Source organism: Janthinobacterium psychrotolerans, assembly GCF_001677885.1.
Taxonomy (GTDB): Bacteria; Pseudomonadota; Gammaproteobacteria; order Burkholderiales; family Burkholderiaceae_D; genus Janthinobacterium; species Janthinobacterium psychrotolerans.
This window is the reverse complement of sequence record NZ_LOCQ01000055.1, coordinates 244955-260000: the sequence shown is the minus strand read 5'-3', so window position 1 is coordinate 260000 and position 15046 is coordinate 244955. Positions and strand designations below refer to the sequence as shown.

The following is a 15046-nucleotide window of genomic DNA, read 5'->3' as shown; positions in this document are numbered from 1 at the left end:
TCCAGTGTGGCTGGTCGTCCTCTCAGACCAGCTACTGATCGATGCCTTGGTAGGCTTTTACCCTACCAACTAGCTAATCAGATATCGGCCGCTCCACGAGCATGAGGTCTTGCGATCCCCCACTTTCATCCTTAGATCGTATGCGGTATTAGCGTAACTTTCGCTACGTTATCCCCCACTCCAGGGTACGTTCCGATATATTACTCACCCGTTCGCCACTCGCCACCAGAGCAAGCTCCGTGCTGCCGTTCGACTTGCATGTGTAAGGCATGCCGCCAGCGTTCAATCTGAGCCAGGATCAAACTCTTCAGTTTAATCTCTGTTACTTTGCCATTTTATTGGCACCGTCATTGCTGACGGGTCGCTCACTCAAAAAACTGACAGGCCACTACTTTCGTAGCGTCCTATTTCATTATTTCTTGTGAACATTTGATATTTTAAGTTTTACGTCAATCCGAAGATCGACGCTGCACTTCATCAAATGCCCACACTTATCGACTGTTAATTGTTAAAGAACGGTATTCGGTACTGCGTTTCGCGCTATCGACAAAGCGTTGTGTTTGTCAGCTGCGAAGAAGGAAGAGTATGAAGCGTTTCGGCTAATTCGTCAACCTTCTTTTTTCCCTGCCTTACTCAGCATTTGCATGCATCGTTCAGCGAGGGGGCGAATTATAGCGCTGCCCTGACAGGCCTGCAAGCACTATTTTTGGTCTTGCCGAATATTGCCGTGTGATATCGTAAGGCCAGCATCTTCGCACCTCATGAGCCTTGAATACCATGCCAATTTCGTACATCCCCGTCACCGCCAACACCAGCCTGGCGGGCGAGCTAGACCATCTCATCAATCACAAGACCAAGCCGCTGGGCAGCCTGGGGCACCTGGAAACCCTGGCGCGCCAGATCGGCCTGATCCAGCAAAGCACGCAGCCGGCAATAACCGGGCCGGCGATTATCGTGTTCGCCGCCGACCATGGCGTGGTCGCGGAAGGCATCTCGGCCTATCCACAGGACGTGACCTGGCAGATGGTGGAGAACTTCCTGGCCAATGGCGCCGCCATCAATGTGTTTGCACGCCAGAACAACTGCGCCTTATATATAGTGGATGCGGGCGTGAAGCATGCATTCGGCCCGCGCGACGGTTTGCTCGACCGCAAGCAAGGGCCGGGCACCCGCAATTTCGCCGCAGAGCCAGCGATGACGGCGCAGGAGTGCGCGTCCGCCATGCAGGCCGGCATGGATCTGGTCGATACACTGCAAGGCAATGTGCTGGGCTTTGGCGAAATGGGCATCGGCAATACCACCGCCGCCGCCGCGCTGATGCACAAGCTGACCGGCACGCCGGTGGCGAAGTGCGTGGGCGCCGGCACGGGCTTGTCCGCGGACGGTGTCTTGCACAAGCAGCGCGTGATCGAAGCGGCAGTGGCCAAACATGCGGGCGCAATCGAACCGCTCGATGTGCTCGCCACCTTTGGCGGCTTTGAAATCGCCATGATGGCCGGCGCCATGCTCAAAGCGGCCGAACGGCGCATGGTCTTGCTGATCGACGGCTTTATCGTCAGCAGCGCGCTGCTGGTGGCGGCGCGTTTGCAGCCGGCCATACTCGACTATTGCGTCTTTGCGCACTGCTCCGATGAAAACGGTCACCGCCAGTTGCTGGCCAGCCTGGATGCGCGCCCGCTGCTGCAGCTCGACCTGCGCCTGGGCGAAGGAACGGGTAGCGCGCTGGCCCTGCCGCTGCTGCATGCGGCCGTCAATTTCCTCGATCAAATGGCGACTTTCGGCTCGGCCCAGGTCAGCGAAAAGTCGGCGCACTGAGATGCTGCATCAAGTCCGCCTGTTCTTTACCGCGCTGCAGTTCTTTACGCGTTTGCCGATTCCGCGCTGGGTCGGCTACCAGCCCGAGTGGCTGCAGCAGTCATCGCGCTACTTTCCGCTGGTGGGCGTGGTGGTGGCCGGCCTTTGCGCCGCGCTCTATATGGCGGCAAGCTGGCTGCTGCCGTCGCATGTGGCCGTACTGCTGGCGATCGCCGCCGGCATCTATCTGACAGGCGCCTTCCATGAAGACGGCTTTGCCGACATGTGCGACGGCTTCGGTGGTGGCCTCACGCGCGAGCGGACGCTGGACATCATGAAGGACTCGCGCATCGGCGCCTACGGCGCGATCGGCATCGTCTGCCTGCTGGCGATCAAGGCTGCGGCGCTGGTATCGCTGCCGCCGGCAACGGTGGTGGCCGCTTTGCTGATTGCCCACCCGCTGTCGCGCCTGGCGGCGGTGTCGCTGATCTGGACCATGGACTACGCGCGCGACGAAGGCAAGTCCAAGCCGATGGCGCAGGCGATGAGCACCGGGGAATTCGTGATTGCCGCCGTCTGCGCCCTGTTGCCGGCCAGCGTGTGCGGCATGCTGGGTGTTGTCGACTGGAGCGCGCTGGTGCTGGCCGTGCTGGCGGCCACCGCCAGCACCTGGTTCCTGGGCCGCAAATGCCAGCGCCGCCTGCAAGGCTATACGGGCGACTGCCTGGGCGCGGTGCAGCAGGTGGCGGAGGTGGCGATCTACCTGGCCATCGTGTCGAGGTTCCAGCCGGCCCTGCGGTTTTACTGAGCCATGCGACTGATACTGGTGCGCCATCCGCAGCCCGATGTGGCCAGCGGCATCTGCTATGGCAGCAGCGATGTTGCTGTCGCGCCACATATTCTGGCGGCGGCGCGTGCCGGACTGCGCGCCAGCCTGCCAGCCAATATTCCTTTGTATACCAGCCCCTTGTCGCGCTGTGCGGATCTCGCGTCGCAGCTGGCGGGCGACCTGCAGGCCAGCTACTACACGCACGATGCGCGCCTGATGGAGATGGATTTCGGCGACTGGGAACTGCGCGCCTGGCACGATATCGACCGTGACGCGATCGACGCCTGGGCGCTGGATCTGGCGCAGTACCGGCCGGGCGGCGGCGAGAATGTGCTGGCGATGGCCGCCCGCGTGGCAGCGTTTCTCGATGAACTGTTGCGCGAACAACACGCGGCCGTCATCATCATTTGCCATGCCGGCACCATGCGCCTGCTGTCGGCGCTGCAGGCCGGCCTGCCATTGATGGAAACGGCTCTGCTGGCCGCTACCAGCGCACACAAAATCGCCTACGGCGCGGTCTTGGCGCTCGATTTTCAGCGACCAATAGTCACGCCGGCCGTTTGAGTCCGGCCCGGCTGCACGTATAATGGCGGGGTTTTGGTGCCCGCGTTCATGTCATGAACGCAGTTAAACGGGAAACACGATGCCGAGCCAAGGCCAACGTGTGCTGCCCCCGCAACGGTAAACAAGTGTCGCCGCTTTCGACTCGAAAGCGCCCGACAAGCTGTCCCTGACAACCACTGTGCCGATGACGGCATGGGAAGGTAGGACAGCCTCGCTTGCAGCCCGGATACCGGCCAGAACAGGTGGAAGTGTGTGAACGGGGATGTTCGCGTATCCGGCTGGCCAGTCCATCAGGCCGCCTTCGATCGTCATCCTCAGTTCCGTACTTCTGTTCAATCTGGCCTACGGGGACGTCGGCTGGTTGCTTCTTACTTACTGAAAATTATCATGACCCTTGCTGTTTCCCGCCACGCGGCCCTGACGTCGCTCGCGCTAGCCATTGCTGCGCCTTCCGCTTTTGCACAAGCGACCACCGATACCTTCGATCCAGTCGTCGTCACCGCCAACCGCTATCCGCAGCACCTGAGCGAAGTACTGAGCGACGCGCAAACCATCAGCTCGGAAGACATCGCGCGTTCGGGCGCCAGCTCGGTGGTCGACCTGCTGCAAAAACAGCGCGGCATCGAAGTGGCACGCAACGGCGGCCCTGGTACGGCGGCATCGGTCTTTATCCGCGGCGCCAACAGCAACCAGAATATCGTGCTGGTCGATGGCGTGCGCATCGGCTCGTCCACCCTCGGTACGGCCAACTGGAGCGCCCTGCCCCTGTCGAGCATCGACCATATTGAAATCGTCTACGGCCCATTGAGCACCATGTATGGCGCCGACGCCATGGGCGGCGTGATCCAGATTTTCACCAAGAAGGGCGATGGTCCTGCGCGCTTCTCGGCCGCGGCCGGCTACGGCAGCAACAATACGCGCCAGGTCGAGGCACAGGTATCGGGCGCCACCGGCGGCTACAACAGCTTCAGCTACTCGCTGGCAGCGGGCAAGGAAAAATCAAGCGGCTACTCGGCCTCGAAACTGGGCGCCTCGTCGTTCACCTACAATCCTGACAAGGACGGCTACGACAAGGAAAACGTCAGCGGCCAGATCGGCTACCAGATGGCCAAGGGCCACCAGGTGGGCATGGCGTTTTTGAACAGCAAGCTGGAAGCGCAATACGATGCCGGCCCTGGCTACGATGCGCGCAGCAACCAGAAACTGGAAAATATCTCGGTATTTACGCGCAACGAATTCCTGCCCAACTGGACCAGCGAACTGCGCTACGCGGAAGCGCGCGACAAGTCCGGCGACGACAGCGCCGCCGCATCGTGGGGCAAGAGCCAGATCGATACCAAGCAGACCGACCTGACCTGGCAGAATGATATCCGCATCGGCCGCGACAACCTGCAACTGCTGGCCGGCTACCGCGACGAAGACGTGACCTCGAGCAGCACGCCGGAAGTGACGGGCGGGCGCAACACCAAGTCCTTCGCGGTATCGTACAACCTGGTACGCGGCGCGCACCTGGCCAGCATCAGCGGCCGTCGTGACGACAGCTCGGCTTTCGGCAACCACAACACCGGCAGCATCGCCTACGGCTACCGCTTCACCAACGCCCTGCGCGCCACCGCCAGCTACGGCACCAGCTTCCGCGCACCGACCTTCAATGAGCTGTACTACCCTGGATACGGCCTGGCGACGAACCAGCCGGAACGTGGCCGCAACGCTGAAATCGGCCTGCGCTATGACGATGGCGTGTCCAAACTGAGCGCCAACTACTACCACAACAAGATCACCGACCTGCTGGTCAACACCACGCCTTGCCCGGACCCGACCTTCACCGGCACCTTCGGCTGCGCCTACAACGTCAACAAGGCGCTGCTCGAAGGCCTGACCATCGCCGGCAGCCGCAAGTTCGGCGACTTCAATGTGCAAGCGAACATCGACCTGCAGGACCCGCGCGATGAGACCAAGGACAAGCAACTGGTCCGCCGCGCCAAGCGTCACGCCAGCTTCGCCGCCGACTACAGCCTGGGCGCCCTGACCACCGGCGCCGAATGGCAGCTGTCGGGCAAGCGTTTTGAGAACGCCGCCAACACCACCATCCTGGGCGGCTATGGCCTGGTCAACCTGTACGCCACCTACCAGTTCAATCCTGACTGGTCGGTCCTGGCGCGCTGGAACAATATCGCCGGCAAGGACTACGAACTGGCGCGCTTCTACGCGACCCCGGGCTCGAAATTCTTCGTCGGCGTACGCTACGGCATGAAGTAAACACCTCGTTGAGGTAAGCTGCGGGCGGTGACGCTATCGTCATCGCCCGCAGTGCAGTTCCGCAGTCCCCGCTTTTAAGGCAGTCAATGCACCCATTTTTCCGCAACATGCGCCACCGCGCGACGGTGATCCTCACGACGCTCTTCGTGTGCGCGGTTGCCAGCCTGGTTTTCTCCGGCATGACCGGTTCGATCGCGATCCCGCTCGCCGACCTGCCGTCCGCCCTGTTCCATCTGGCCCAGGGCCAGACCGATACCCTGGCCGCCACCCTGCTCGATTTGCGCCTCGGCCGCGCGCTGACCGCCTTTGTCACTGGCGCCGCGCTGTCGCTGGCCGGCGTGATGATGCAGGCGCTGCTGCGCAACCCCCTGGCCGACCCTTATGTGCTGGGCCTGTCCGCCGGCGCCTCCGTCGGCGCGCTGGCCGCGCTGCTGTTCATGTGTTCCCTGTGGGTGGTCGATGCGTCCGCCTTTGCCGGCGCCGTCGGCGTGTCCATGCTGTTGTACCTGTTTGCCCGGCGCGACCTGCGCGCTGGCACGGCGGCCGAAGGCGGCGCCTCGCTGTTGCTGCTGACGGGGGTGATCCTGTCATCGGCCTGCATGGCCCTGGTGTCGCTGATGCTGTCGATCGCGCCCGAAAGCCGCCTGCGCAGCATGGTGTTCTGGATGATCGGCGATTTGTCCGGCGCGCCGGCGCGTTTGATGCCGTGGCTGGTACTGGCCGGCGCCATGGTGTTTGCGCTGCGCAGCGCCCGTTCGCTCAACGTCATGGCGCTGCACGCGGAAGCTGCCAGCACCCTGGGCGTGCGCGTGGGCGCACTGCGCAAGGGCCTGTTTTTCTGCTCCGGTCTGCTGACGGCCAGCGCCGTCACCAGCGCCGGCAGCGTGGGTTTTGTTGGCCTGATCGTGCCGCACGCGCTGCGATTTGCCTGCGGCCCCGACCATCGCGTGCTCATTCCCGCCGCCGCGCTGGCCGGCGGCACCTTTCTGGTACTGGCCGACACCCTGGCGCGCACCGTGCTGGCGCCGCTGCAACTGCCGGTCGGCGTGGTCACCGCCCTGGTCGGCGCGCCCGTGTTCCTGTACCAGCTGCACCGGCTGCGCCGCAAATAAGGCATTGATGATACGCACCTACCAACTGGGCCTTGACGCCGGCGCACGCACCTTGCTGTCCAACCTGAACTGGCGCATCGGCGCAGGCGAATGCTGGAGCATTATCGGGCGCAACGGCGCCGGCAAAAGCACCCTGCTGCGCACCCTGGCCGGCCTGCGCGAACCCGACTCCGGCCACGTCACGCTGCAGGGCCGCGCCCTGGTCGACTGGCCGCTGACGGAACTGGCGCGCGCACGCGCCTTCCTGGCGCAGGCGCGCCATGATGCTTTTTCGTACCGCGTGATCGAAACCGTGCTGTCGGCGCGCCACCCGTATCACGACAACCATTACTGGGAAGGCAGCGACGACCAGCAGATCGCCCTGGCATCACTGGCATCGATGGAAGTGGCGCACCTGGCCGAACGCGACGTGCGCAGCCTGTCCGGCGGCGAGCGCCAGCGCGTGGCGATCGCCGCCATGCTGGCGCAGGACACGCCCATATTATTACTGGACGAGCCGGCCAATGCGCTGGACCTGGCGCATCAGGTCAGCGTGATGGCACTGCTGTCGCGCCTGTGCCGCGAACAGGAAAAAACCGTGGTGATGGTAGGCCATGACCTGAATCTGGCGCATGGCGTGTCGAGCCATGCGCTGCTGCTGATGGGCGACGGCGGCTGGCGCGCCGGCCCGGTGGCCGAGGTGATGCAGGCGTCCATCCTGGGCGACTACCTGGGCCACCCGATCGAAATCATCGAACACGGCAACCGCAAGATATTCATACCGAAAGAGGACTGACATGAGCGACAACACCCCAATCAACGACGACACCGCCGCCAATACCGCTGCGATAAACGAACGCCACCGCGTGCGCATGGAGCGCAAGAAAGCCATTATCGACGCGGCGATCGCCAAGGCCGACAAGGAAATCGGCATCATTATCGTCAACACCGGCAATGGCAAGGGCAAGAGCTCGAGCGGCTTCGGCATGGCGATCCGCGCCATGGGCCACGGCATGAAGGTGGGCGTGGTGCAGTTCATCAAGGGCGCGATGTCGACCGGCGAAGAAAAATTCCTGCGCCGCTTTCCCGAGGAAGTCAGCTTTCATGCGATGGGCGAAGGCTATACCTGGGAAACCCAGAACCGCGAACGCGATATCGAAAAAGCCGAACTGGCGTGGGAACAGGCCAAGACCTTCCTGACCGATCCCAGCTACGGCCTGGTGCTGTTCGATGAACTCAATATAGCCCTCAAGTACAACTACCTGGACGTGCACAAGGTGATCGCCGACCTGCTCGAGCGCCCCGCCATGCAGCACGTGGTGATCACCGGGCGCGGCGCGCCCGAGGAACTGATCGCGATTGCCGACACCGTCACCGAGATGGCGGTGGTCAAGCATGCGTATGCGGCCGGCATCGGCGCGCAGGCCGGTACGGAATGGTGACGTCCGCATGACACGGACCCTGGTCTTTGGCGGCGCGCGCTCGGGCAAGAGCGCGTACGCCGAGCAACTGGCCCGCGACTCGGGCAGAGAGGTGCAGTATCTGGCCACCGCGCAGGCCGGCGACGGCGAGATGGCGACACGCATCGCTCATCACCGCGCCCAGCGCCCGGCTACCTGGCCGACGCTGGAAGAACCGCTGCGCCTCGGTGCGGCGCTGCTGGCGCAGGCGCAGCCGGGCCGGCTGCTGCTGGTCGACTGCCTGACCCTGTGGCTCTCCAATCTGATGTTTTCGTCGGGCGAGCAGTATGCGGAGGTGGGCGATATCGTCCTGCCCGAACTGTTTCACAGCGAACGCGCACATTTTCTGTACGCGCTGGAAGAGCTGCAAGACAGCGATTGCGACATTGTGCTGGTGTCGAATGAGGTGGGCATGGGCATCGTGCCCTACGGCGCCATCTCGCGCAGCTTTACCGATGAAGCGGGCCGCCTGAACCAGGCGGTCGCCGCCCTCTGCCAGCGCGCCGTATTCGTGGCCGCCGGCCTGCCCTTGCACTTGAAAGGCGGCCCATGCTGAGCGGCTTTTCGCTGCCCATGCTGGCCGGCCTGCTGACGGCCGGCGTGCTGTTTGACTTGCTGCTGGGCGAGACGCGGCGCTTGCATCCGCTGGTCGGTTTTGGCCGCCTGGCCGGCGCCCTCGAACACCTGCTGAACCGGGGCCGCGCCCGCTTCGTACGCGGAATTCTGGGCTGGCTGCTGGCCGTGCTGCCGATCACGTACGCCGCATGGTACTTGTGCGGCCTGGCCGGCGCCGTGCTGCATGTCTTCCTGCTGTACCTGTGCCTGGGGCTGCGCAGCCTGCGCGACCATAACCAGCCGATCGCCGCCGCGCTGGCCGCCGGCGACCTGCACACCGCGCGCCTGCTGACGGCGCGCATCGTCAGCCGCGACACGGCGAATGCCGACGCCGCCAGCCTGGCCAAGGCCAGCACCGAATCCCTGCTGGAAAACGGCAACGACGCCGTCTTCGGCACCCTGTTCTGGTTTGCGATTGCCGGCGGACCTGGCGCCGTGTTCTTCCGGCTGGCCAATACCCTGGACGCCATGTGGGGCTACCGCACGCCGCGCTACGACTGGTTCGGCTGCTGCGCCGCGCGCATCGACGATGTGCTCAATTACCTGCCGGCGCGCCTGACGGCGCTGTCGTATGTGATGCTGGGCAAAACCATGGCCGACAAACGGCGCGCCTGGCATTGCTGGCGCACGCAGGCACCCAACTGGGGCAGCCCGAACGCGGGGCCGGTGATGGCCAGCGGCGCCGGCAGCCTGGGACTGGCCCTGGGTGGCGACGCTGTCTACGATGGCGAACTGGAACGGCGCCCGCCACTGGGCAGTGGCCACCCGGCTGCCGCCCACGATATCGACCGCGCCTGGCGCCTGGTGATGGAAACCACCGCGCTGTGGCTGATCTGGGTGGCGCTAGCCGCCGGCCTGTTTTATCTGCGAGGGATCTCATTTGCCTGAACATTTGCTTGAGCATGGCGGCAATCTGCGCGAGGCCGCGCGCATGCACGGCCGGCCACTGGCGCAGTGGATCGATCTGTCGACCGGCATCAATCCGCACTGGTATCCGGTGCCGGAAAACGCCCCGAATGCCTGGCACCGCTTGCCAGAGGCCGATCCCGCGCTGGTGGACTCCGCCTGTGCATATTACGGCGCACCGGCCATGCTGCCGGTGGCCGGCACCCAGGCCGCCATCCAGGCCCTGCCCCGCTTGCGCGCGCCTGGCCGTGTGGTGGTCGCCGCGCCGTCCTACGCCGAACACGCGCACCACTGGGGCCAGCATGGCCACCAGTTGCGGCAGGTGCCGTACCCGGAACTGGACAATGCCGTCGACCACTGCGAGGTGCTGGTGGTCTGCAATCCGAACAACCCGACCGGTGCGCGCATCGCGCCGGAAATACTTCTGGCATGGGCTGAAAAACTGGCGATACGCGGCGGCTGGCTGGTGGTCGACGAGGCGTTTGGCGATACCGAGGATGCGGCCAGCCTCGGCATCCATACCGGTCAGGCCGGCCTGATCGTCCTGCGCTCGGTCGGCAAGTTCTTTGGCCTGGCCGGCTTGCGCCTCGGTTTCGTGGCCGCCCATCCCGCGCTGCTGGCCAAGCTGGCCGCCATGCTGGGACCGTGGACCGTCAGCGGTCCGGCGCAGCAGGTGGCGCTGGCGGCCTTGCGCGATACGCCGTGGCAGCAGGCCATGCGCGCGCGCCTGCAAACCGAAGGCGCGCGGCTGCGCCAGTTGCTGGCGTCGCACGGCATGGACAGCAGTGGCTGCGCGCTGTTTCAATGGTGGCCGGCAGCACGCGCCGAAGACTTTCACCGCCATATGGCCGCACGCGGCATCTGGGTGCGGCTGTTTCGCCACGCGGCGCGCGGCATCCGCCTGGGACTGCCGCCCGATGAACCGGCCTGGCGACAGCTGGAACAGGCACTGATTGCATGGAACAAGGAAAACACATGAAACACGTTACGACGACACTGCTGGCCACCCTGCTGGCCTTGCCGGCGCACGCCGCCATCACCGTGCGCGACGACGATGGCAATGCCGTCACCGTCGCCAGGCCGGCGCAGCGCATCCTGGCGCTGGCGCCGCATATCACCGAGCTGCTGTTTGCGGCCGGCGGCGGCGACAGGATTGCCGGCGTGGTCAGCTACAGCGACTATCCGGAAGCGGCAAAAAAAATTGCGCAAGTGGGCGACAACCGCCAGTACGACATGGAACGCATTATCGCCATGAAGCCGGACCTGATCGTGATCTGGATGCATGGCAGCGCCGAGCGCCAGATCGCCATGCTGCGCCAGCTGAAGGTGCCGATCTATCACAGCGATCCGAAAAAACTGGCCGATATCCCGAATAACATGGAACGCCTGGGCCAGCTGATGGGTACCGAAAAAGTGGCCGCGCCGGCCGCCGCGCAATTGCGCGCAAAACTGGCCAGTTTGACGGCCCGGTATGCGCAGCGCCCGCCCGTGCGCCTGTTCTACCAGGTGTGGGACAAGCCGCTGTACACCATCAGTGGCGCCAGCATCATCAGCGACGCCATGCGCGTGTGCGGCGGCCAGAATGTGTTTGCGGCGATGAAGATCGTGGCGCCGGTCGTCACCCCCGAAGGCGTGCTGCAGGAAAATCCGGAAGCGATTTTTGCCACCAGCGAAAAGAGCGACGCCGACAGCGAAGGGGGCCTGGCCATGTGGCGCGCGTTTCCGTCCTTGGCGGCGGTGCGCGGCAACAACCTGTTCCGCCTCAATGGCGACCTGCTGAACCGGGCCGGCCCGCGCATGGTCGACGGCGCCGCCGCCCTGTGCGAAAAGCTCGAGCTGGCCCGCCAGCACCGCGCTGCCCCGGCGGTGAAGGCGGCGAAGTGAGTCACTACCAGCGCATCGCCTGCCTGTCGACGGAGGCGGTGGAAACCCTGTATGCGCTCGGCGCCGAAGCGTACGTCGCCGGCATCTCGGGCTTCACCGTGCGCCCGCCGCGCGCGCGCGACGAAAAAACCAAGATCAGCGGCTTTTCCTCGTCCAGCCTGGAGCGCATCCTGGCCGTGCGGCCGGACCTGGTGATCGGCTTTTGCGACATGCAGGCCGATATCTGCCGCGACCTGGTCAAGGCCGGCGTGGAAGTGCACCAGTTCAACCAGCGCACGGTCGAGGGCATCTTGCGCATGATCGCCGTGCTGGCCGCGCTGGTGCAACGCGAGGAAGCCGGCCGCGCCCTGATCGCCAGCCTGCGCGACGATATCGCGCGGGCGCAGCAGCGTGCGGCGGCCTGGACGCGCAAACCCGTGATCTATTTCGAAGAATGGAACGATCCCCTGATGAGCGGCATCGGCTGGGCGGCGGAACTGATCGAACTGGCCGGCGGCGTCGACGCATTTCCTGAATTGTCCGCACAGCCCGGTGCCAAGGAACGCATACTCGCCGACCCTTTGGCGGTGGTACGGCGCGCGCCCGACATCATCGTCGCCAGCTGGTGCGGCAAGAAATTCCAGCCCGCGCAGTTGGCGGCGCGTCCGCAGTGGGACACGATTCCCGCCGTGCAAAACGGCATGCTGTTCGAGATCAAGTCGCCCGATATTCTGTCGCCAGGCCCGGCGGCGATTACCGAAGGGCTGCGCCAGATCAGCGATATCGTCGCACTGTGGCAGGCGGCGCAGGCATGACGGTCTCCTTCCACACATTGATGGTGCAGGGCACGACCTCGGACGCCGGCAAGAGCACCATCGTCGCCGCCCTGTGCCGGCTGCTGAAACGGCGCGGCGTCACCGTCGCCCCGTTCAAGCCGCAGAATATGGCGCTCAATAGCGCCGTGACTGCCGACGGCGGCGAGATCGGCCGCGCGCAGGCGCTGCAGGCCATGGCTTGCGGCATCGCGCCGCATACGGACATGAATCCGGTGCTCCTCAAACCGTCGTCGAACACGGGCGCACAAGTGATTATCCACGGCAAGGTACGCGCCGAGATGGACGCACGCGACTACCAGCAATACAAGACCATCGCCATGGGCGCGGTGCTCGAATCGTATGGCAGATTGCGCCAGCAGTACCAGGCCGTGATCGTCGAAGGCGCGGGCAGCCCGGCCGAAGTCAATCTGCGCGCGCGCGATATCGCCAACATGGGGTTTGCCGAAGCCGTCGACTGCCCGGTGATCCTGGTCGCCGATATCGACCGCGGCGGCGTGTTCGCCCACATCATCGGCACGCTGGCATGTTTGTCGGACAGCGAACGCGCGCGCATCGCCGGCTTCGTCATCAACCGTTTTCGCGGCGATATCTCGCTGCTGCAACCGGGGGTGGACTGGCTGGAGCGGCAGACCGGCAAACCGGTGCTGGCCGTGCTGCCCTACTTGCAAGGATTGTTCCTCGACGCGGAAGACGCGGTGGAATCGATGCAGGCCGAACGCGGCGCCTTTACCGTGGTGGTGCCGCAACTGCCGCGCATCAGCAACCATACGGATTTCGATGCCCTGCGCGCCCATCCGGGCGTCGACCTGCGCTTTATCAAACAGGGCCAGCCGATACCGCCGGCCGACCTGGTGATACTGCCCGGCAGCAAGAACACGCGCGGCGACCTGGCATGGCTGCGGCACCAAGGCTGGCCCGCCTACCTGGCAAAGCATCTGCGCTATGGCGGCAAGGTGATCGGCATCTGCGGCGGCTTCCAGATGCTGGGCGTCAGCGTGAATGATCCGCTCGGCGTGGAGGGCGCGGCGGGCGAGTCCGCCGCACTGGGCCTGCTCGACATGACGACCGAACTGACGGCGGACAAGCGGCTGGTGCAAGTGGCAGGCCAGTGCGCGTTTGCCGGCGCCGGCAACGCCGGCGTGGCCGGCTATGAAATCCATATGGGCGTATCGCACGGCGCGGCGCTCGATGCGCCAGCCTTTGTGATCGATGGCAGGCCGGAAGGGGCGGTGTCCGGCGACGGGCAAATCCTGGGCAGCTATTTGCACGGCATGTTCGACACGCCCGATGCCTGCTCGGCGCTGCTGCGCTGGGCCGGGCTGGAGTCTGGCCATGTGGTCGATACCGCTGCGCTGCGCGAAGCGAGCCTGGAACGCATTGCCGACGCGGCCATCCCTTTGATGGCCGCGCTGGAAAGGTTGCCACGCTGATGGTGTTGTCGGGTTACGGTCCTTCGGACCTAACCCGACCTGCGTAAAACGCGTAGGCGCCGCAGGTCGGATTAGCGGCGAAGCCGCGTAATCCGACAAGCTGCCACTCAATTCTTGAGGCACGTCCCCATGTACGTGCGGTCGGTGGAATACTCGACCGCCATGCTCGACGACACCGGCATGAACATCGAATAATCGGCGGGCACGTCGGCCGGGTCCTTGAACACGGCGATGCCATCGAAGTCGGCCGCTTGCGCGCCCAGGCCCAGCTTGTTGATGGTGATGGTCTCAAGGTGCGTCTTGCCGGCGGTGTTGTTGGTGATGGTCGCAGTGCTGCCGGCCACCACGATTTTGCCGCTGATGCCGGACGCCGCGCAGGCGTAGCTGCCGGCGATTTCGGTGCCGATCTTTTGCTGCTTGGCCGCCACGATGGTGCCCACGCGCAGCACGTTCTCGTCGTTGCGGCCGTAGCGGTCGATGAACAGCGCCAGCCCCCGGTCGCCCGCATGCACGTGGACGATGCCGAAATCCTGCTGGCCCTGGCGGGCGATGATCAAACCGCGCGCCGCGTCACGCACCAAGGTCAGGCTGGCGTTTTCCGCCGCCAGCTGCGGCGAGACCGCCGTGCACACGCCCTGGGTATTGAACACGCCGCCATTGCACAGTTGCGCGCTGCCATCGGCTGCCACCTTCAGGCTGCCCTTCGGGTTGAAGCGGCTGCCGCCGTTCGAGGCGTTGCGCATGGCGCCCAGGAAGATGTAGTTGCCGGCCAGCTTGGCGACATCGGTGGCGGCATAGCCGCTGCCGCTGACGTTCGAGCTCATGCTGCCCAACTTCACCGTGCCCGTCAGCAAGCGCGTGCGCGCATCGACGGTGAGGTTCAGGTCGGTTCCGGTATAGCTGGTGATATTGCCGCTGCTAACGGCGGTATAGCTGCCGCTGCGATCGACCAGGCCGAACTGCGTCGACAGGACCTTGACGCTGAAGGTTTTCCTGGCGTTGTCAAACGTGATGCGCCAGGTGTCGCCGATATCGGCGGCCACGTCGTAGACCGTCTCGTCGGCATTGGCGCCGGCGATCACGGCCAGGCCGGCCTGGGCGGCGACCGCTTGCGACGCCAGTGTCACGGCATCGGTGGCCGGTGTCGTGACCGGTGGGGTAACGACGGGTGGGGTAACCACGGGCGGCGTCACCACCACCGGTGGTGTGACTGGTGCGGCAGGCGTATTGTCGTGATCGCTGCCGCCGCCGCACGCGGACAAGGCCGCGCCCAGCAGGACGATGGAGATGGCATTTTTCATAGTGTTTTCCAGGAGAGGGTGACGCGGCATGCAATGGCCGCGATGGCAACGGCCATGCTAGCCAAGGCGAGCAACGATTACCATGGAACAAATGTTCC

General features: G+C 64.6%; 14 protein-coding genes, 1 rRNA gene and 1 riboswitch (1 of these 16 only partly in view). Of the genes, 13 read left to right on the top strand and 2 right to left on the bottom strand.

The window, feature by feature from the left end; genetic code table 11:
• Positions 1-314 (bottom strand): 16S ribosomal RNA (locus tag ASR47_RS14050); it reaches 1217 nt to the left of the window's first position.
• Positions 315-777: 463 nt separating this feature from the next.
• Here ASR47_RS14050 and cobT point away from each other — a divergent pair.
• The 13 genes from cobT (at position 778) to ASR47_RS13985 (ending at position 13647) form a co-directional block, all read left to right on the top strand.
• On the top strand, positions 778-1815 hold the full coding sequence (gene cobT, locus ASR47_RS14045) for a nicotinate-nucleotide--dimethylbenzimidazole phosphoribosyltransferase (RefSeq protein WP_065308394.1): 1038 nt from the start codon (positions 778-780) through the stop codon (positions 1813-1815).
• 1 nt (position 1816) lies between these two features.
• On the top strand, positions 1817-2602 hold the full coding sequence (locus ASR47_RS14040; RefSeq protein WP_065308393.1) for an adenosylcobinamide-GDP ribazoletransferase: 786 nt from the start codon (positions 1817-1819) through the stop codon (positions 2600-2602).
• A 3-nt stretch (positions 2603-2605) separates the two neighbouring features.
• Complete coding sequence (locus ASR47_RS14035) at positions 2606-3187, top strand: histidine phosphatase family protein (RefSeq protein WP_065308392.1); 582 nt, start codon at positions 2606-2608, stop codon at positions 3185-3187.
• A gap of 17 nt (positions 3188-3204) precedes the next feature.
• Positions 3205-3439, top strand: a riboswitch (cobalamin riboswitch).
• 135 nt (positions 3440-3574) lie between these two features.
• A complete protein-coding gene (locus tag ASR47_RS14030) occupies positions 3575-5446 on the top strand; it encodes a TonB-dependent receptor domain-containing protein (protein ID WP_065308391.1) in 1872 nt (623 codons plus the stop codon).
• Between the two features lie 86 nt (positions 5447-5532).
• Positions 5533-6558, top strand: coding sequence for a FecCD family ABC transporter permease (locus tag ASR47_RS14025; protein ID WP_065308390.1), 1026 nt, complete (start codon positions 5533-5535; stop codon positions 6556-6558).
• Between the two features lie 7 nt (positions 6559-6565).
• Positions 6566-7333 carry an ABC transporter ATP-binding protein gene (locus ASR47_RS14020; protein WP_065308389.1) on the top strand — a complete coding sequence of 256 codons (768 nt, stop codon included), beginning with the start codon at positions 6566-6568 and terminating at the stop codon, positions 7331-7333.
• A 1-nt stretch (position 7334) separates the two neighbouring features.
• Entirely contained in the window at positions 7335-7979 is a 645-nt protein-coding gene (cobO, locus tag ASR47_RS14015) for a cob(I)yrinic acid a,c-diamide adenosyltransferase (protein ID WP_065308388.1), read from the top strand.
• Between the two features lie 7 nt (positions 7980-7986).
• A complete protein-coding gene (gene cobU / locus ASR47_RS14010) occupies positions 7987-8553 on the top strand; it encodes a bifunctional adenosylcobinamide kinase/adenosylcobinamide-phosphate guanylyltransferase (protein ID WP_065308387.1) in 567 nt (188 codons plus the stop codon).
• Complete coding sequence (cbiB, locus tag ASR47_RS14005; protein WP_065308386.1) at positions 8547-9500, top strand: adenosylcobinamide-phosphate synthase CbiB; 954 nt, start codon at positions 8547-8549, stop codon at positions 9498-9500. Before cobU ends, cbiB begins: the two co-directional genes overlap by 7 nt.
• A gap of 4 nt (positions 9501-9504) precedes the next feature.
• Positions 9505-10497: a threonine-phosphate decarboxylase CobD gene (gene cobD, locus ASR47_RS14000; RefSeq protein WP_065308385.1), complete on the top strand. Its 993-nt coding sequence runs from the start codon at positions 9505-9507 to the stop codon at positions 10495-10497.
• On the top strand, positions 10494-11402 hold the full coding sequence (locus ASR47_RS13995) for a cobalamin-binding protein (protein ID WP_065308384.1): 909 nt from the start codon (positions 10494-10496) through the stop codon (positions 11400-11402). Before cobD ends, ASR47_RS13995 begins: the two co-directional genes overlap by 4 nt.
• Positions 11399-12196: an ABC transporter substrate-binding protein gene (locus ASR47_RS13990; RefSeq protein WP_065308383.1), complete on the top strand. Its 798-nt coding sequence runs from the start codon at positions 11399-11401 to the stop codon at positions 12194-12196. The genes ASR47_RS13995 and ASR47_RS13990 overlap by 4 nt, the downstream gene beginning before the upstream one ends.
• Positions 12193-13647 (top strand): cobyric acid synthase, encoded by a 1455-nt coding sequence (locus tag ASR47_RS13985; protein WP_065308382.1) that lies wholly within the window; start codon positions 12193-12195, stop codon positions 13645-13647. The genes ASR47_RS13990 and ASR47_RS13985 overlap by 4 nt, the downstream gene beginning before the upstream one ends.
• Before the next feature lie 107 nt (positions 13648-13754).
• Here ASR47_RS13985 and ASR47_RS13980 read toward each other — a convergent pair whose 3' ends face one another.
• Positions 13755-14948 (bottom strand): hypothetical protein, encoded by a 1194-nt coding sequence (locus ASR47_RS13980; protein ID WP_065308381.1) that lies wholly within the window; start codon positions 14946-14948, stop codon positions 13755-13757.
• Positions 14949-15046: the final 98 nt, after the last annotated feature.